We start from the raw sequence: 17,761 nt of genomic DNA on the forward strand, positions 1-17,761 counted from the left end.
CTTTTTCATTCGTTCCCCGTTCCTTTGTCTTGAACCCCGAGCGGCGTCTTTCGCTCCTCCCTGAGAAACACCCAAATGGCGAGCGCAAGTCCGATGGCAACCGATACGAGCGCCGTCCACTGTGCGGCATCCCAGCCGAACACGCCGCGGGGCGAGTCCCCGCGCAGCATCTCGAGAAAGAAGCGACACACATTGTAAGTCACAAGGTAATACGCGAACGGGAAGCCGAGCGGCCAGCCTTTCTTGCGCTGCAGGACCACAAACAACAGCGCGAACAAAGCGACGTCCACCATGCCCTCCCACGTCACGGCGGGCCACAACGGCTGGTTGCCATACGTCTCGTACGCGAGCGTACCCGGCGGATACACCTCGCCGAATCCCTTGTGCGTCGGGGCGCCGAACGCGCTGCCGTTCATAAAGTCGGCGTCCCGCCCGATGCTCTGACCGAGCAGAATGCCCGGAGTGGCGATGTCCGCGAAATGCAAAAAGCTCAGGCGATGCCGCCGGAGATACCAGATGGCAGCCGCCAGAGCGCCGGCGATCCCGCCCTGAATCGACAGGCCTCCGTTCCACACCTGGACGATCTGCCCCGGGTGCGCCGAATAGTAGCCCCAGTCGAAAAAGAAAACTTGCCAAAAGCGAGCGCCCACAATGCCGCCAATCAGCAGCCAGGGCGCGAGCCCCCACCAATGATCCGCATCCCCCGGATTGCCTCGGATCTTTGCAAGATACAGCGTGATCCCCAGACCGAGAAGGAAAGCCAGCGCGAAAATCGTGCTGTACGACCGAATCGGAAACGAGCCGATAAAAAACCAGTACGAGTGCACAGCCGCTCAACATCCTTTGCCACGAACATCTGTTGAATGTGACTCTTTACACAGCCTACCGGTTCATGGCCAGCGCGTCAACCGTGCACGTCATACCCAACCCGTCGTGTCGAGCGTCCGACCGATGACATGAAAGCGCCGCCGATGCAGGCGAAGGCGCACTGACTGCTCCCTATGACCTTCCCCTGCCGCGGGAGGCAAATCTCGCCCCGGTTGTTGCGATGCCATCTCACGCGTCGCGGAAGAGCGCATCAGCGCGACGAGATGGAGGTCCAGCTGCTGGCTGAGACGAATGACTTCGCTGTCCTGCAGACTGCAGGCCTCGGCGGCACGTTCCACCATCTTCTTGCGCAGATGTTCGACCAGATCCGTCGTCTGCCCTTGGTCTAACATACAATCCCCCTACCCCAAACGACAGCTCCAAACACCAACGCTCACCATTATACGACGTTTGTCCGCCGCCATCGCGGCTCAACGTGGACAAAATCGTGGCGGTTTTGTCGAATCGGGCAAGGTTGTGTCGAATCCGCTACGGCTAAACCTGGCGTTTGCGCACTCGACCGCTCAGGTCGTATGGCGTCACCTGATACACGCAGTAGTTCAACCAGTTCGCGAACAACAGGTTCGCGTGGGCCCTCCACCGGTTGAGGGGCTCCTGTGTGGGGTCGTCGTTCGGAAAGTAGTGCCTCGGCAACTGAATGTCGAGTCCACGCTGGACGTCCCGCTCGTACTCCTCGGCCAGCGTCGTGGCGTCGTACTCTGGGTGACCGGTGACGAAAATTTGGCTCGCGTCCGGGGTGGCGGCAAGATACAGACCGGCCTCCGGCGAGGTCGACAAAATCTGGAGTTCAGGAACGCGCGCCACATCCTCGATGGCCACGTCCGTGTGGCGCGAATGGGGAGCCAGGAACCGATCGTCAAACCCGCGGGTGAGATCGCACCGCAGATCGACCGTGTGCTCGAACACCCCGAAGCATTTTTCGGGGAGGGGGCGCTTCGGAATTCCGTAGTGCCTGTACAACCCCGCCTGTGCCGCCCAACAGATGTGAAGCGTGGAGGTGACGGCCGATCTCGTCCAGTCCAAGATCTCGCACAACTCATCCCAATACGTCACGTCTTCAAAGGGAAGATGCTCCACGGGAGCACCTGTGATGATCATGCCGTCAAACGCCTGCTCGGACACCTCATCGAACGTCTGATAGAACATCTCGAGGTGCTCGGCCGGCGTGTTCTTCGCCACGTGTGAACGCATGCGCAACAGCGTAACCTCCACCTGCAAGGGGGAATTGCCGAGCAGGCGAAGAAGTTGCGTCTCCGTGACTTCCTTCTTCGGCATCAGGTTGAGGATCAAGATTTTGAGGGGGCGAATGTCCTGCGTGAACGCCCGCTGATAGCCCATGACAAAGATCTGCTCGGCGGCAAGAATCTCCTTCGCCGGCAGGTCGTCCGGCACTTTGATGGGCATGCTGACCCCCACCTTTCTGCGTCTTCGCGCTGTCCTTGGCGTGCTGTGCGTGACATACCGTGAAAACGAGAACGCCCTCAGTGTAGCACAGCGCATGACGCGAGCAAAGTCGAAGGGTCTTCGCGTCCATCCCTCGTCATATCCATGATCCGGAGGGGGATGGCCGATGTTATTTGCGGTGGTGATGTGTGTCTTATTGATGGAGAGCTGGGCCGTGTTTCAGAGCGCGAGGCAGTTTCGGCGAGGCGCCATCGCCGGATGGGTCTTTTCCCCTGCTCACCTGATGCGCCTGACCTTCGCCGTGGAGCTGGCCGTGGAACTTGCGTGCCACAGCAAGGCGATTGGCGGCGTGGCGGCGGTTGTGGTCGGTTGCTTGGCTGGCGTGATCGCGCTTGAGCCCCGATCGCTCTTGGAAATGTCCGAGCTCATGATGGAAGTCTTCATGGGCATTTCCATGGGCATTTTCCTCATTGGCAACATGCCGGCCCACATCGCCTGGCTGCTTCTCCTGCCCATCGCCGCGTCGAGCGCCATGGCCTTCGCCGGCGGCTTACGCGCAGCACCCGTCCGTTAGATGACGTCCTGGCGATCCGCCGCACGGGTTTTGCGAACACACGCGGGTGCCCACGTCGCCTTCTCCGCGCGGACCGATCTGAGCGCTTGGGGCCGCATGCTCCAGTATAAAAGGGCCACCACGACAGACCCGACCGAGACGATGAGTGGGACGTACGACCCCATCACCACCGCTTCGATCACGAGGTAACTCGCCAACATGGCGACAAGCGGCGAGACCAGCCAGGTCTTCAGGATGGTTCGCACCACCTGTTGGCGCCAGACATCAAGCCCGATGTGCGATTGGCCGACGCCGAAGATGGCGAGCGTGGTCGCCTGGACCTGCGGCACGGGAATACCGCCGAGCGCGGCGGCCAAGACCAAGCTGGCGCTGGTGATGGACACCACGATCCCTTGGAGCACGGACAGGCTCGTAATGCGCTTTGCGTTCGTTTCCAGCACGCGGCCGCCAAGGGCAAACGCTCCCACAGCCACAAACAGTGCGCCCCAATAGAGTCCCGCATGCACGGTCAGCACGTGAGATGCGACGAGCGGGCCGACCGCATTCGCGACGTTATGCATGCCCGCGGAGAACGCCTCATAGCAGCCGGACGCGAGAAGGATTCCATGCAACACGGCGGCAGCGACGCGCCCCCGCTTGCCAATCCACGGTTCAAGTCTGCGGGCAACGAGCCCCAACAGGTACGCGAAGACCATGGACAAGAACGGAACGACCAGCCACATCGACACAATGAACGCGAGACGCCCCGTGTGCACGTGGCCTACGGCCAAACCAGCGCCCACCACGGCTCCCACCGTCACCTCGCTCGTCGACAAGGGCACACCCACGACATTGGAGACGAACAACGTCGCGCACGCGGCGGCCAGCACAATCAGGGTGATTTCGACGGTGACCAGCCGAGAGGGCACAATGCCGTTGGAAATCGTGGAAACGACTCTCCCGCCTCCTGTCGTCGCCCCGAGGAACGCGAAGATGGCCACGAGGAACAACGCGATCCACTTGCGCCGAACCGCACCCGCTCCGTAGGCCGCGCCCATGGAAGCCGCTGTGCCGCTCGCGCCAATGTTGGCTGCAAAAAACATGGCGACGAGCCATGCCGCTAAGACCATTCCGCATCCCTCTTTCCACAACCGCCGCGCGGCGCTTAAAAACATAGTAATCATTATTATTAAGTCGGAATTAGTGTATCAGAACGACTTTCCTTATGCAAGATGCGCGAGGGTCGATAGGACGATCTCGGCAAATCACGGGCCGAGATCGTCCTGCCAGTCCTCAGCAGGTCTGGTGGTCACCACGGATGTAATCTGATTCTCGTCGTCGACAAAGACCACGGAAGCTGTGAAACCTTCCCATTCCGCCTCGTCCACCCAGCCGAGCGAGAGGACTATGACGCGATCGCCCGGCTGGAAGTGCCGCGCCGGTGGTCCGTTGAGGCAGACGATGCCCGACCCTGGATCGCCGGGAATGGCGTAGGTCGACCACAGAACGCCATTTTCGACGTTGGTGATTTGCACCATCTCAAAAGGGCGAATGCGCGCGGCCCGCATCAGTACGGGATCGAGCGTGATGCTGCCCACATAGTTCAGATCCGCTTGCGTCACGCGAACGCGGTGGAGCTTGCCCTTGCACATTTGCCGGAACACGGAATCCCCTCCTTGCACGCCATCGCTTCAGCATACGCGCAGAGGGCAAATCCGCATGTCGGCACAGCCGCCGGGCCATTCGCCCACACGGACTTCAGGTTGCATTCCCGGTTGCATTCCCGGTTGCATTCCCGGTTGCATTCCCGGTCGCATTCCCGGTCGCATTCCCGGTCGCATTCCCGGTCGCATTTCCGGTCGCATTTCCGGTCGCATTTCCGGTCGCATTTCCGGTCGCATTTCCGGAATTCAGCGATCCCGTCGACTGCCAGGAGATGGGGCTCATACCGAACGTGGCTATCAGCTCATCGAACAAAAGTTTTCCGGCAAGGATATGCCCCGCCTCATTCGGGTGCCAAGCATCTCCGTAGTACATGTTCCACGTTTGGTGATGGGCCTGCATGTAGAGCGTCATGTCTCGATTCAAGTCGAGATAGTAGACGTTCGGATTGTCGAACGAGGCAACGACGGAGCTTTCCACCTGCATATACGCTTCGTCTTCCGCGTGGTTGTATGTCGCCGTGGCTTTGGTGACCGGCGAGGTGACCACAAGCACGACCGCGTGTTGCGCGAGCGCCTCCTCGATCTCGTCGGCAATGGCTTGCCGAAAGGCCGCGATCGGCGTCTTGTTGAAGATGTCGTTCAGGAGTCCCCACGACAGCACCACCACTTGGGGGCGGTCTTCTTCCAACCACTGCTGATACTTGCCATCTCGATCGAGCGTGACCGGAGAACCCCCGATCACCGTGCGGTCGTCATACACGTAATTGGTGTCCGTCGAGGCCGTCAAAGCGGCGAAGGCGCGGCGAAGGTAACTGTCGTCCTGCGGGTCCTTCCAGCCGTGGGCCATCGACCCCCCGACGACCATCACCTTCTCCTCCGTCAGCCGGGCGGACAAGGCCCCATGGCTGTCAGCCGCGAGGACGCTGGTATCGCGGTTCTGCAGCCATCCAACACACCATCCGCCCACTGCCAACAGTGCGCCGGAAGTGAGCCAACCCAGCCTCTTCGCCCATGGTCGATCGCGCCTGTTGGACAGCCGGATGGCCTGCCTTCGCCTCATGACCGCCTCATCCTCTCATCCTTGCATCCCCATTCCCTTTCGTGATACCACACGTTTTTTGAAATGCGTTTGAAAACGTCACATCACCGGCCCATGACCGTCACAATGCGCCCGACCGATGATCCGGCAGATGTGGTCGCGATCGACGACATCGTCGTCAAACGTCACCACCGCGATCTGATCCGCCAGGTCGACGTCGAAATGGCGAACCCCCTCCACCGCATGGAGCGCGACCGAGACCTTGTTCGCACACAGCGAACACGTGGCGTCGCGAAGCGTGAGCGTCGAAAGCGCCATGTCACCGCCTCCTTCCCCTTGTCGCCTTTAGCATGAATCGGCCGATCGCGCGTTATGCCTGCATGGAAAGGGTTGATTTGGAAAAGAATAGAACGCGAAGCCAGGGGAGGGAAGTCCATGCACTGGTTCAAGTCGTTCACCGAGCGGTTTGGATTTACGAACCCTGTGCGCGGGCGCTATCGGCCGCGGATTCCGAACCAGCGGGATATGCCGACCTACACTGGCAAGCTGCAAGAGGCGCTGAAGTACTTCCGCAGCACTGTGGGACAGAGTGACGATTTTGTGGTGCGCATCTTCGAGATCGGCAAAGTGTCCGGTGCGCTCCTGTTTTACACGAGCATCTGCGACAAACGAGCTGTTGAAGACACGCTTCGGGCGATTCACCGCCACCGGTTTCCGCACCGCGTCCCCCGCCCGCTCCCACAATACCTCGTGGAGCGGGTGCTGACGGGATCCGAAACCATGTTCATGGAAAACACTTTCGAGCTGAAGCAAGCCATCTCGGCAGGGAAGCTCATCCTGCTGCTCGACGGTCACACCCCCGCCGTTGTGATCAGCGCCAAGGCGGTCGAACACCGCGCCCCCGATCAGCCCAATCTGGAAACGTCGACGCGCGGATCGCAGGTCGCGTTCGTGGAGAACATCGATATCAACCTCGGGATGATCCGGCAGTACATGTCCACGGACACGCTCGTCATCAAGCGCTGGTCCATTGGCGTCCGATCGCACCGCGTCGTGGCGATGGTCTACGTGCGCGATATCGCGAATCCCATCCTCGTCGAAACGGTGTCCAGGAGACTCGAGGCCATCCACACCGACATCATCAGCGGATCCGCGACGGTGGAACAGCGCATCGTGGATCATCCGTGGTCGCTGTTCAGCCTGGTGCGCACGACATCCAGGGTGGACGGCACGTGCATGGAACTCAATCAGGGCAAGGTGGCCATCGTCGTGGACGGCGATCCGACGGTGCTCTTGGCGCCCGCCACGTTTCAGGATTTCTTCCAAACCGTCGAGGACTACATGCACAGCTGGTGGGAAGCGACGTTCATGCGCTTCCTCCGCGTGATCGCGTTCATTCTCGCCGTTTGGCTGCCAGCGCTGTACATCGCCTTCGTCGACTACAGCCCGGATTTGCTCCCGAAGACGATGGCGCTGCAAATTGCACAGTCGCGCCAGGGCGTGCCGTTTCCCGCCGTGATGGAAGTGATCATCATGCAAATCGTCGTGGAGATTCTGCGCGAGGCGACGCTGCGCATGCCGAGACAAATGGGCCAGGCCATCAGCATCGTCGGCGGCCTCGTCGTCGGAGAAGCGACGGTCCAGGCCGGCATCGTGTCCAATGTCTTGCTCATCGTGGTGGCCTTGTCCGCGGTCTCCGTGTTTGTCACGCCAAGCTACGAGTTCACGGTCATGACGCGCCTTGGGGGATGGATGATGATCATCGCGGCCACGCTGCTCGGGTTCTACGGCGTGGTGCTCGCGACCATCTGGACCCTGTTTGAAATCTGCAATCTGTATTCCTTCGGCATCCCGTACGTGGACCCGCTGGGGGGCGATCACGTCAAGGACACGTTCCTCGACGGTCTGGTGCGCCTGCCCATTACGGTACTTGACCGCAGGCCCGAGCATCTTCACCCCGTGGACACCACAGGCGACACCGACCTGATGGTGCCCATGCCCAACCCGCAGCTTGAAAAGTGGAAACCGGGCGGCAAAAGGCCACAAACCGACGCGCGCCGCCAGAAAGCGAATTGGCGGAAAAGGAAGCGATTGGACCTATGAGGATGCGGCGCGCGCGCTGGCTGGTCGCCGCGCAGACGGCGGCGCTTCTCTTCCTCGCGACCGGATGCGGCGACTATCAGAAGATCAACGACCGTTCCCAGATCATCGGGATCGGCGTCGATCCCGTGCCGGACAAGCCGGACATGCTGGCCTCTACGCTTCAGGTCCCAAACCTGGAAATCGCGACGCAACAGAGCCCGGGCCTTGGCACCGGCGGGCGCCAAGGCGGCGAAGCCGTGCCGTACAAGAACTTTTACGTCGAGGCGACGTCGGTGCAGTCCGCCATCTCCCGGGCCCAGACCATGTACGACAAATCGTTCTTCCTCGGCAACCTGGAGACCGTCGTGTTCCAGACGGGACTCAGCGAGCGGGACCTGACGCGCGTCACCGAACAACTGATGCGGGATGAGACCATCGACAAACTGGCATACGTCGTGGCGACCCGGGATTCCGCGCGATCCGTCCTGGAAGCGCGGACCAATGCGCCGCCGGCCACGACCATCGAGGCGATGTGGTACAACGATATGCCTCAGCGCGGCTATTCCGCGCCCGAAAAGCTCTGGCAGTTCTGGCGAGATGCCGAGCTCATCGGGCGGGAACCACACGTCCCTCTTGTGGAAGCCGCGGATGACAGCATCCGCGTCGGAGGCACCGAATTGTACTTCGGTTACCAACCTGTCGGCTGGCTCACGCAGGACGACACCGTGTTCTACAACCTCCTGATGGGCCAGGTGCGAGCCATTTCCATCTCCATCCCCGACGGCCAGCGCTCATTTGACATCCGCGTGGTCCGGTCGCGGGTGCACCTGCGCGAAATCCCAGGTCCTCACGGCATGGTGCTCGCTGACGAGATTCACGTGCGGGCGAATCTCAATTCGACCGAGACCATGGCCCAGCGGCCGCTGACCAATCGGGAGGTCGAGCGGTACGAGGACGTGGTAGAACGGTATCTGCAGGCCAACTGTCTGCGGGTTTTTCACGCGCTGCAGTCGGTTCAGGCGGATGCCATCGGCTTCGGCTACCGATACCTGATCCGGCACCCGGAGCGCATTGATGAAATCCGCGACCGCTGGGGAGATGAGTTCGGCCGCGCACACGTGCGTGTGACCGTCAAGTGCCGCATTTCGCGCGAAGGCAATCTCATCTGACGGAGCAGGAGGCGAATCCGTGTGAACCAGCAGAACGAGCGCCTGTACAACCTCTCGGCCTATCAGGCCATCGCGCTCTTCTCGTCAAGCTTTCTGCCCGTGATGTTCTGGATCTACCCGACGGTTGCCGTACACTACGCTCGGCTGGACGCCCAGTGGTCACTGCTGTTGACCGTGCTCATCGGCGTGTTGATCAGCTGGGTTCACGGCCGATTGAATGACAGGTTCCCGAATATGACCGGCCCCGATTTCGCGTGTCTGGTCTGGGGAAGGTGGATGGGGAAACTCCTCACGTCGTTGTACGTGCCGGTGTATTTGCTGTTTCTCGGCGTGAGCCTCTACTTCACCGTTTCCCTGATGAAGTATTTTTTCCCCTTCACGATGCGCATGTGGCTCGCCCTCGCGATGATCACCGTCGCGTGGCGAGGGGCCTGGTGCGGCGTGGAGGCCATGGGCCGCGCCTCCGCCGTCGTCCACCCGCTCACATTCGCAGGCATCCTGGCTTCCTTTGGCGCCATCCTGGCCAACGCCGATCAACCGCTCATCCCGTTTGCCTTCACCAGCGTCTCTCAGACCGTTTCCGGCACCTTCCATCTGCTCCCGCTCTACCTCGGCATGGACCTGATTCTCATCGTGAACCCCTATTACCGCCATCGCCGAGGCAAGAGCGAATGGTATCCCGTCATTGCCGCGGCCATCGGCGGCGTCGTCGTCATGTTGGTGTTCCTCGCAATTGTGGTCAATCTCGGCTTCACGCCGACCGAGCGAGTCGCCTACCCCGTCCAAGTCGTGATTCAGCTCATTCGCCTGCGGGGATTTCTGGTGGAGCGGCTCGGCATCGTGATCATCATCCTGTCGGTCGCCTACACCACGCTGTTTCTCGGCAATCACATCTGGGCGCTGTCCGCCACCATCGCGCGAATTGTCGGCGCGTCGGATCACAAGTTTCGGCCCTTTACCTTCTTCGTGGCACCCGCCATTTTTGCCATCAGTCAGATCATCGCCACGACCATGCAGGCCCGGGACATCGTCACGGTGATCCTCGCACCTGCCAGTTGGGTCGCGGTCGTCCTCATCCCCATGAGTACCCATCTCCTTGCGACCATTCGAGGGATCCGAACGGACACGCGCGAAGAGATTCAGCCCCAGGGCAGACAGCGGAGGCAAGCTGGCCGGCGCGCCCGGCGGGCACCATGACAAAGCCCTTGCGCTTTCCGTTCGCGTCTGTTGAAATAGACAAAAAGCGCACATCGCGGCTTGACTGGGGGGCGTCCGCTTGATTCGGCTGCGCGGCCATCACTTGCTCTGCCTGCTGGGCTACCGGGGCATGGGTTACTCCGACGCCTACGTTCGCAACATGACCGAAATTTACGAGCAGCTCCGCACCGATCCGCAGACACGCGTGTGCATCACCACGGGGCCCGACGATCTCTGCACGCACTTTCCAGACGACAAGCCCTATCATTGCCAAAGCGGGTCCGTCCATCGCCGGGACGCCCACGTGTTGGCCCGGCTCGGCCTCCGCGCAGGGCAGTGCGTGCCCTGGCGCGAGATTGAGCGCCGCGTGCGCGATCGCGTCCGCCCGGAGGACATCCGATCGCTGTGCCACACCTGCTCGTGGCGCTCGCTCGGTGTCTGCGAGGAAGGCGTGGATCTGGTGCGCAGGAAGTTGCCGCTTCCAGCCGCGCCTCCGCCTCCCTAGACCGTCGCATCGGCGGCTTGAACCGCGGGCAGGACGACGGTAACGGTCGTGCCGCGGCCGACCTCGCTCTCAATCCGGAGGTCGCCGCCGTGATCGGCCACCATGCGCTGAGAGACCATCACGCCAAGTCCCGTCCCCTGCTCCTTCGTGGTGAAAAACGGTTCACCCAACCGCGCCAGCGCTTCTGGCGGCATGCCGCTTCCCTGATCCACAATCTGAACGCGCGCTTGCCCGCCTTCCTCGAAGACCCGAACCCGCAGGACGCCGCCGCGTTCCATCGCCTCGATGCCGTTTCGCATGAGATTGATGAACACCTGCTTGAGCTGATTGGCGTCGCCCTGCACCATCACGCATGCAACGAGGGGCTCGTACTGGATTTCCACACTGTGAAGAAGCGCCTGAGCGCCCATGAAAGCTACGACTTCTTGCACGAGATCGACGAGATCGACCAGCTGAAACCGCGGGCGCTCCGGGCGAGCCAGCCGCAGCAACTCCGACACAATCGCTTCCATTCTCGACACTTCGCCGCGCATGATCTCGAGATACCGGCGATTGTGAGATCGCGCCCGTTGATACATCAGATCGATGAAGCCGCGCAACGCAGTCAGCGGGTTGCGAATTTCGTGCGCAATGCCTGCCGCGAGTTGACCCACCGCCGCGAGCTTGTCCGACTGCGCCAAGAGCTCGCGAGACGCCGCGAGCGCGAGTTCAGACTCCTTCTGCGCAGTGACGTCCTGCACGGAGCCAAACAGCACGCCGCGCCCGCCCCGGAGCTCGAGATAGCGCCCGACGGAGCGGACAAACCGAATCTGTCCTCGCGCTGTTCGAATCCGGTATTCCATCTCGTAGCTGTGCGTGCGCATGGCGCGAGAGACGGCCTGTTCCACGAGCGGACGGTCTTCCGGCAACACGGTCTCGAGAAACGCATCGTAGGTGGCTCCGAAGCGCTCCGGGTCGGTCTCCCAGATGTCGTAGACCTCCTGGGACCAAGTGAGTCGGCGCGTGGCCACGTCCAATTCCCAGTATCCTGACCTCGCCAAGCCGTACGCCAGCTGCAACTTGTGAATCGACACCTCGAGCGCCGCCTCGCGCTCCTTTTCCTCCGTCACGTCCCGGTGCCAGGCCATGACGCCGACGAGTTCGGCGCGGAAGTCGTCCGGCATCAGAACCGTTTCCATCCAAGGCCGCCCATCCGCACAGGCCGGCCGCCAGACGACTCGTTCCGCCGCTCGGCCCGTGATCACCGCGAGCCACGCGCGCATCCAGCTGTTCCGATCCTCCTCACACATGGGCCAGCTCGAGAACGGGCGCCCCACAAGATCCGTGTCGCCGACCCACCGGCGTGCGGAAGGCGTCACGTAAAGGCATTCGGCGTTCAAAGCGTGGTACGAGACCCAATCTGGGCCCTCGCGAAAAGCGCTGTCGAGCGCTTCACCTATCGCCCGCACGCGCGCGTCTATAGAGGGAAACCGGTTGTCTTCCATCGAATCCACCTTAGCTTCACTGCCTGAGTGCGAAAAAAGCCGAACGGGCTTTCCCCGTCGGCCACACCCAATCGCCGTTCAGACGCATTCCGCCCGCGGCGATATCTCACACGTTCGCTGGGTCATCAGGTTGTCGATCCATCGCGCTATCGAGCTGCCCGCATGGGCGCATCCGCGAAGATCATATCCGCAAATATCATAACGGATTCCATCCCTCACGACAATCCTCAACAATTCCCACACGCGTCGAGGCACGTCCGTACGGCGTGCCTCGACCGGTGGAAGCGCGTCTTCGCCATCGTTCAGAACGCGCGCTGATATTGGACTGGAACTTGCGGCTTCTCCCCCAGTTCCCGCGCGGCGTGAATGGGCCAATAGGGGTCGCGCAACAAGCCTCGCGCAATGGCGACCAAGTCCGCGTCGCCGTTCGCGATGACCGACTCGGCCAGTGGGGCGTGATCGAGCATTCCCACGGCAATCACCGGGATCTGCAGCGCCTCTTTGATGCGGCGCGCGTACGGCACCTGGAAACCCGGGTAGTTCCCGGGGCGGCGCTTGCCGGGAGGTCCTTCCCCGCCGCTCGAGACGTGGATGACATCCGCCCCGGCGTCTCGATACCGCCGGCAGATCTCGATGGCGTGATCGAGGTCATAACCTCCATCCGCGTATTCGACGGCGGAGACCCGGATGAAAAGCGGCATGCCCGATGGCATCTCCGCCTTCACGGCCTGAATGACCTCGACCCCAAACCGCGCCAAATCTTCACCATACGCGTCCCGGCGCCGGTTGGTCAGCGGCGAGTGGAATTGGTGAATCAGATAGCCGTGTGCGCCGTGCAGCTCGATCACGTCAAAACCGGCCTTCACCGCTCTCCGCGCGGCCGCAGCGAACTTCTCGACCATTTGCTTCACTTCGTCGGTCGAAAGTTCGCGCGGCGTTTTGTACTGGGGACCGTCAAAGCGGATCGGCGACGGCGCGACAGGAACGGGCGCGTCCTCCGCCTTGCGGCCCGCGTGCGCGATCTGAATGCCAATCTTCGCCCCGTGTGCATGGCAGGCATCGACGATGCGCTGAAACGGCGGGATGTGCTCGTCCGACCAGAGGCCGAGATCGTAATCGGTGATGCGGCCGTCCGGCTCGACGTCGGTCATCTCCACAATGATGAGCCCGACCCCGCCGACCGCGCGGCTGGTGTAGTGCGTGAAATGCCAATCGTTCGGTTTGCCGTCCTTGGCCGTGACGGAGTACTGGCACATGGGCGCCATGACGACGCGGTTTTTCAACTCGAGATTGCGAATGGTGTACGGCGTGAACAGGTGAGCCATGTGGCCTGAGCTCCCTTCGGCGACGCGGAAGGCGCAAACGCCTCCGCTTTCGGTTGGTTAAGAACTATTCTTTTTATAGCACATTCGAAACAGGGCGGCAAAACGCCAGCGGTTGCGCACCCGAGCCCGCGTCCGAGGCAGGCGCACCTCGACCTCTGTGCCCGCGCCGTGCGAGCCTGGGCTTGAGATGCGGATCTCGCCTCCATGCACTTCGGCGATCCACTTCGCAATGGACAGGCCGAGCCCCGCGCCGCGCGTGGCGCGGGACGGATCGGCCTGATAAAAGCGGTCGAACACGTGCGGCAGATGCTCCGGCGGAATGCCTCGCCCGGTGTCCCTCACGGTCAGCGCCGCATCCTCTCCGTCCGTATGGACGCCGATCTCCACCCAGCCGCCTCTCGGCGTGAACGCGATGGCGTTGTCCACCAGAATGCTGACGAGCTCGAGCATCCGATCCGGATCCGCCTCGAGGGCCGCCTCCGAAGCCCGCACGCGAAGTTCGACGCCCGCCTCATGCGCCATGGGTTCGAAGCGAAGGGCGGCCTCGCGCGCGATGCCAGCGAGATCGACCGGTCGAGGCCGGACTATCCCGTCTCCCTCGTCGGCCTTGGCGAGCGCAAGCAAGTCGTTCACAAGCTTTTGCAGGCGGTTCGTCTCGCGGTCAAGCGAAGCGACCACCTCGCTCATCTCGAGAATGGTATTCCCAGGATGGCGAAACATGCGGTCGACCTGCAACCGCATGACGGCGATCGGCGTCCGAAGCTCGTGCGACGCATTGGCGACAAAGCGGCGCTGTTCTTCAAAGCTCTTTCGAATGGGGTGAAGGGCCCGGCCAGCAAGCACAAGTCCGATGCCCGCGGACGCCGCGGCGAAGAGACCGGCCGCCGCGCTGAGAATGGTCAACAGCCCGCGCAGAAAGGCGACATCCGAAGCGCGATTGTACAGGATGACCGCCGCATCGGCCGGCGTATCTCCGATTCGCACGGGCCGAGGCAATTCCACCTTCATCGCGAGATAGGGAACGCCCGCGACACTCAGGGCGCGAGGGCTGGCGCCGAGATCCTCCCCGGCCACAACCGCGGCTTCGGACGCCGTCAAGCTGCCGGCGGGCGTCTGCGACACCACCCGCGTTCCAGAAAGCAAAAGGTACACGAGGTGCTGCTCGCGGGTCTCGTCCACTTCAGCCAGAAACCGATCCCCATCCGGCCCAGGATCCGACCGAGGGCCCCGATGAGGCACGGGTTGTTGGCCGTCGTCGCGATCGCCCGGCAGGATCTGCTCGTCGCGACAGGCGCGGAGGTTTGCCGCGGCCGTTTCCATCGTCGCGATCTCGTCCGAGCGGACGCGGTGTTCGGTGAAAGCGTAGACGACCGCGCTGAAGAGCAGCAGGATGCCGGCGAAGACGGCGGTGTAAAGAAGCACGAGGCGCAACGCGGTCTTGCGAAACATTCACGGGTCACTCCACATGTATCCGACGTTGCGGACGGTGCGAATGGCTGCGTCGAAGCCGAAGGGATGCAGCTTTTTCCGCAGGTAATGGATGTACAGATCCACGGTCGTGTCCATCACCTCGGAGTCAATCCCCCACACCCGGTTGAAAATTCGTTCGCGCGTGAGAATTTGTCCGCGGTGGCTGAGCAGGTATTCAAGCAGATCGAATTCCTTGTCACTCAGCTTCACGGGTTCATCCCCAAACGCCGCCCGGCGAGCGAGCGGATCCAGCGTCAGTGGACCGGCTCGGAGCGTCATATCCGTCCCGAGTTCCCGGTTGCGGCGCAACAGAGCCCGCAGGCGGGCCAGGAACTCTTCGGTGGCGAACGGTTTGGGCAGGTAATCGTCCCCGCCGGCGTTGAGCCCCTGCACGCGGTGATCCACATCTCCCAGGGCCGTGAGGAACAGAACGGGCACATGCAGCCGCTTGTCGCGCAAGGCGCGGACGAGATCGTACCCCGAAAGCCCGGGCAGCATGACATCGACCACGAGCGCGTCATACACCGCGGTTTCCGCGAGGTAGAGCCCTTCGTCGCCGTCGTGGGCCACGTCGACCTGGAACGACTCCTCTCGCAGGATTTGAGCCAGCGCGTCACATAAACCGTGATCGTCTTCAACGAGAAGAATCCGCATAGCTCCCTCCGACCGATCTGCTTGCTCGATTCAAACGTCCATTGAGGATATCAGCTGCAGCTTGAAATCCGCTTGGAAAACGGAGAGGTTCCAATCCGGTTTTGAAGTGGGTCGAGCATGATGGTGACTTGGACATGAAACGGAGGGGCTCTCATGTTGTCTGCGCTTGAACATCTCCTCCCGAGCACCATCCATCCGATGGTGGTGCATTTCACCATCGCCGTCGCCTACCTCGCCGGCATCACAGGACTGGTGGGCGCCGTGCGGCAGAACTCGTTTTGGTCCCGCGCCTTCCTGTATCTTCTCCTTCTCAGCGGTCTGGCCACCGCTGCGGCGGCCGTCGCGGGTGTCGTCAGCGAGTCGTATGTGTCGCACATCCCGCAACAAGTCGCACCGCTTCTGCATGCGCACAAGGAGGACGGGTTGTGGACGGGCATCTGTGAGATCATCGCCACCGGCCTTCAGCTGGCGCTTGGCATCCGGCGCGGCCGCGTGTCCTGGCTCGCGGCCGCTTCTGCCATCCTCGCCTGCGTCTTCGTCACCATGGCGGGCCACCTGGGCGGGACGATGGTGTACCAGTACGGGCTCGGGGTGAAGGCTTAAGACAGCCTTCTCCGAGCCCTCCGGACGCCCTTTGGCCTCATCAGTCGGATGGGTATGCAAACCCCGCAGCGGAAGCCCCGCTGCGGCGGGCCATGCGACGCGCCTCCCAGGAACGGGTGAGTGCCGAGACGACGAGCGTCACGGCAAAGTTCACAGCAAGCGCGATGAATCCGCTGTTCAGGCCTGCGACAATGGAATGATCCGTGAGCGCGAAATACGCGACGAAAAGCACACCCACCAGAATTCCGCAAATGGCGCCGGGCAACGTGACCCACGTTCGCCGCCAAAGGCACAGGAAGACGCTTGGGAAAAACTGTGTCACAAAGTTGTACCCCATGAGGAGTAGGGCCACGATGGCCGCGTTCGAGTGGATGGAAAAAAGGAAGGTGATGGCGGCCACGAGCCAAACCACCACGCGCGCCACCGCCTGAATCTCCCCGGAAGTCGCGCTTCGACGCAACGGCCGATAGAGATTTTCGGCGACGAGCGTGCCTGCGGTCATGAGCATGAGCGAGCCGGGGACCATGGCCGTCAAGACACCTGCGCCCCCAATGACGCCCACCGCCCAAGCCGGAAACACGCGCTGGACCGCGGCGAGAAGGGCGAGGTTGCTATTTTTAAGACCCGGCACAATGAGAATGGCAGCAAACCCGGCGAAGAACACGAACAAGAGGATCAACTGATACAGCGGAAGAAACGTGGCATTGCGCCGGAAGACGCGTTCACTCTTGGCCGTGTATACCGCGCCGAATGCGTGGGGCCACATGTAGAAGCCGAGACCCGTGAGTGCCACGGTGGAAATGAACCACGGCACGCCCATGCCCTTGGCGCCCAGTTGCAGAAATCCAGGCCTCTGATGCGCGATGGACGCAAACATGGCATGCAGGCCGCCCACGCGTGCAGGAAGAAGGATACCGACAACCACGACGACCGCAAGAATGGTCAGGTCCTTCAACACGGCGGTCCAGGCGGTGCCGTGCACACCACTCAGCGTGACGTAGAGCGCCAGGACAACCATGGCGATGGCGATAGCCCACGTCTCGGAAATTCGGCCATAGGAAGCCATCTGAACAATCAGTCCAAGCCCTGTCATCTGCGATTGTAGGTATGGCACCAGGGCGATCACGCCGACCCCCGCGACAAGCCCGCCGAGAAGTCGACTGTCAAATTGAGCTGTGAAAAAATCAGGCTGAGAGATGAGATTGCGCTGTTTGGCGTACCGCCAAATCGGAGGTAGAAGGAAGTAGGACAGGACGTAAGCCACAGCGCCGTAGGCTAAGATGTAAGCCGCCGGTCCGCCTGTGCCGTACGCCCATCCACTGCCCCCCAGAAAGGTGAAAGTTGTATAGATTTCACCCGCCAAGAGGAGGAAGACGAACAGAGCGCCAAACCCTCGCCCGGCGACCGCCCATTGCTCCAGATCCATGCGCTTGTTGGCACGAGACCACAAAGCAAGGATGAACGCGATTACAATGGTCAACGCAATGATCACGAGTGGTGCATTCATCACACTCATTCCTCCCTTCGATTGGCGGGATCGAGAGCATACACAACCGCCATCACCACGGATGTGAGCACGATGCAGACCACCATGTAGAAGAACAGGAACGGCATGCCGAGCACAATGGGGTACGCGCGGTTTGCGAAGGCCACGCCGACAAAGATGAACAGAATGGGAATCAGAGCAAGCGCGCGGACGGACACCCTTCTCACCTCCCATGAGC

19 protein-coding genes are annotated in these 17,761 nt (G+C 61.8%); 6 read left to right on the top strand and 13 right to left on the bottom strand.

Translation table 11 applies throughout. The features are described 5' to 3' along the window. Nucleotides 1-5: 5 nt before the first annotated feature. From lgt to metA, 3 genes are all read right to left on the bottom strand, one after another. Nucleotides 6-827 (bottom strand): prolipoprotein diacylglyceryl transferase, encoded by an 822-nt coding sequence (lgt, locus tag J3481_RS03605; RefSeq protein WP_206830864.1) that lies wholly within the window; start codon nucleotides 825-827, stop codon nucleotides 6-8. Between the two features lie 90 nt (nucleotides 828-917). Beyond that, nucleotides 918-1,220, bottom strand: coding sequence for an aspartyl-phosphate phosphatase Spo0E family protein (locus J3481_RS03610; protein ID WP_206830865.1), 303 nt, complete (start codon nucleotides 1,218-1,220; stop codon nucleotides 918-920). Between the two features lie 142 nt (nucleotides 1,221-1,362). Further along, entirely contained in the window at nucleotides 1,363-2,292 is a 930-nt protein-coding gene (gene metA, locus J3481_RS03615; protein WP_206830866.1) for a homoserine O-acetyltransferase MetA, read from the bottom strand. Between the two features lie 166 nt (nucleotides 2,293-2,458). On the opposite strand from metA, the gene J3481_RS03620 reads away from it, so the two are divergent. Then, complete coding sequence (locus tag J3481_RS03620; RefSeq protein WP_206830867.1) at nucleotides 2,459-2,866, top strand: hypothetical protein; 408 nt, start codon at nucleotides 2,459-2,461, stop codon at nucleotides 2,864-2,866. Here J3481_RS03620 and J3481_RS03625 read toward each other — a convergent pair. From J3481_RS03625 to J3481_RS03640, 4 genes are all read right to left on the bottom strand, one after another. Next, the gene (locus J3481_RS03625) at nucleotides 2,863-3,975 is read right to left on the bottom strand and encodes an inorganic phosphate transporter (protein ID WP_206830868.1); all 1,113 of its coding nucleotides are present in this window, start codon (nucleotides 3,973-3,975) and stop codon (nucleotides 2,863-2,865) included. The two genes, J3481_RS03620 and J3481_RS03625, sit on opposite strands and share 4 nt — an antisense overlap. A gap of 135 nt (nucleotides 3,976-4,110) precedes the next feature. Then, nucleotides 4,111-4,509 carry an aspartate 1-decarboxylase gene (panD, locus tag J3481_RS03630; RefSeq protein ID WP_206830869.1) on the bottom strand — a complete coding sequence of 133 codons (399 nt, stop codon included), beginning with the start codon at nucleotides 4,507-4,509 and terminating at the stop codon, nucleotides 4,111-4,113. A gap of 94 nt (nucleotides 4,510-4,603) precedes the next feature. Next, nucleotides 4,604-5,569 (bottom strand): SGNH/GDSL hydrolase family protein, encoded by a 966-nt coding sequence (locus J3481_RS03635; RefSeq protein ID WP_206882431.1) that lies wholly within the window; start codon nucleotides 5,567-5,569, stop codon nucleotides 4,604-4,606. 78 nt (nucleotides 5,570-5,647) lie between these two features. After that, the gene (locus J3481_RS03640; RefSeq protein WP_206830871.1) at nucleotides 5,648-5,866 is read right to left on the bottom strand and encodes a heavy-metal-associated domain-containing protein; all 219 of its coding nucleotides are present in this window, start codon (nucleotides 5,864-5,866) and stop codon (nucleotides 5,648-5,650) included. A 117-nt stretch (nucleotides 5,867-5,983) separates the two neighbouring features. Between J3481_RS03640 and J3481_RS03645 the strand changes: the two genes are divergently transcribed. From J3481_RS03645 to J3481_RS03660, 4 genes are all read left to right on the top strand, one after another. Beyond that, nucleotides 5,984-7,651: a spore germination protein gene (locus J3481_RS03645; protein WP_206830872.1), complete on the top strand. Its 1,668-nt coding sequence runs from the start codon at nucleotides 5,984-5,986 to the stop codon at nucleotides 7,649-7,651. Next, nucleotides 7,648-8,799: a Ger(x)C family spore germination protein gene (locus tag J3481_RS03650; protein ID WP_206830873.1), complete on the top strand. Its 1,152-nt coding sequence runs from the start codon at nucleotides 7,648-7,650 to the stop codon at nucleotides 8,797-8,799. The genes J3481_RS03645 and J3481_RS03650 overlap by 4 nt, the downstream gene beginning before the upstream one ends. 21 nt (nucleotides 8,800-8,820) lie before the next feature. After that, nucleotides 8,821-9,996 carry a GerAB/ArcD/ProY family transporter gene (locus tag J3481_RS03655; protein WP_206830874.1) on the top strand — a complete coding sequence of 392 codons (1,176 nt, stop codon included), beginning with the start codon at nucleotides 8,821-8,823 and terminating at the stop codon, nucleotides 9,994-9,996. 79 nt (nucleotides 9,997-10,075) lie between these two features. Then, entirely contained in the window at nucleotides 10,076-10,501 is a 426-nt protein-coding gene (locus J3481_RS03660; RefSeq protein WP_206830875.1) for a DUF1284 domain-containing protein, read from the top strand. On the opposite strand, the gene J3481_RS03665 is transcribed toward J3481_RS03660, so the two are convergent. The 4 genes from J3481_RS03665 to J3481_RS03680 form a co-directional block, all read right to left on the bottom strand. After that, the gene (locus J3481_RS03665; RefSeq protein WP_206830876.1) at nucleotides 10,498-11,985 is read right to left on the bottom strand and encodes a PAS domain-containing sensor histidine kinase; all 1,488 of its coding nucleotides are present in this window, start codon (nucleotides 11,983-11,985) and stop codon (nucleotides 10,498-10,500) included. The two genes, J3481_RS03660 and J3481_RS03665, sit on opposite strands and share 4 nt — an antisense overlap. Before the next feature lie 302 nt (nucleotides 11,986-12,287). Further along, entirely contained in the window at nucleotides 12,288-13,310 is a 1,023-nt protein-coding gene (locus J3481_RS03670) for an NADH:flavin oxidoreductase/NADH oxidase (protein WP_206830877.1), read from the bottom strand. Nucleotides 13,311-13,367: 57 nt separating this feature from the next. Then, entirely contained in the window at nucleotides 13,368-14,759 is a 1,392-nt protein-coding gene (locus tag J3481_RS03675) for a sensor histidine kinase (protein ID WP_206830878.1), read from the bottom strand. Further along, nucleotides 14,760-15,434 carry a response regulator transcription factor gene (locus J3481_RS03680; RefSeq protein WP_206830879.1) on the bottom strand — a complete coding sequence of 225 codons (675 nt, stop codon included), beginning with the start codon at nucleotides 15,432-15,434 and terminating at the stop codon, nucleotides 14,760-14,762. Between the two features lie 153 nt (nucleotides 15,435-15,587). Between J3481_RS03680 and J3481_RS03685 the strand changes: the two genes are divergently transcribed. Continuing rightward, nucleotides 15,588-16,037 carry a DUF2231 domain-containing protein gene (locus J3481_RS03685; RefSeq protein ID WP_236011102.1) on the top strand — a complete coding sequence of 150 codons (450 nt, stop codon included), beginning with the start codon at nucleotides 15,588-15,590 and terminating at the stop codon, nucleotides 16,035-16,037. A 40-nt stretch (nucleotides 16,038-16,077) separates the two neighbouring features. On the opposite strand, the gene J3481_RS03690 is transcribed toward J3481_RS03685, so the two are convergent. Further along, complete coding sequence (locus J3481_RS03690; protein WP_206830940.1) at nucleotides 16,078-17,544, bottom strand: sodium:solute symporter family protein; 1,467 nt, start codon at nucleotides 17,542-17,544, stop codon at nucleotides 16,078-16,080. Nucleotides 17,545-17,549: 5 nt separating this feature from the next. Next, complete coding sequence (locus J3481_RS03695; RefSeq protein WP_328702045.1) at nucleotides 17,550-17,741, bottom strand: DUF3311 domain-containing protein; 192 nt, start codon at nucleotides 17,739-17,741, stop codon at nucleotides 17,550-17,552. Nucleotides 17,742-17,761: the final 20 nt, after the last annotated feature.

This window comes from Alicyclobacillus fructus, from assembly GCF_017329605.1.
Classification (GTDB): domain Bacteria; phylum Bacillota; class Bacilli; order Alicyclobacillales; family Alicyclobacillaceae; genus Alicyclobacillus; species Alicyclobacillus fructus.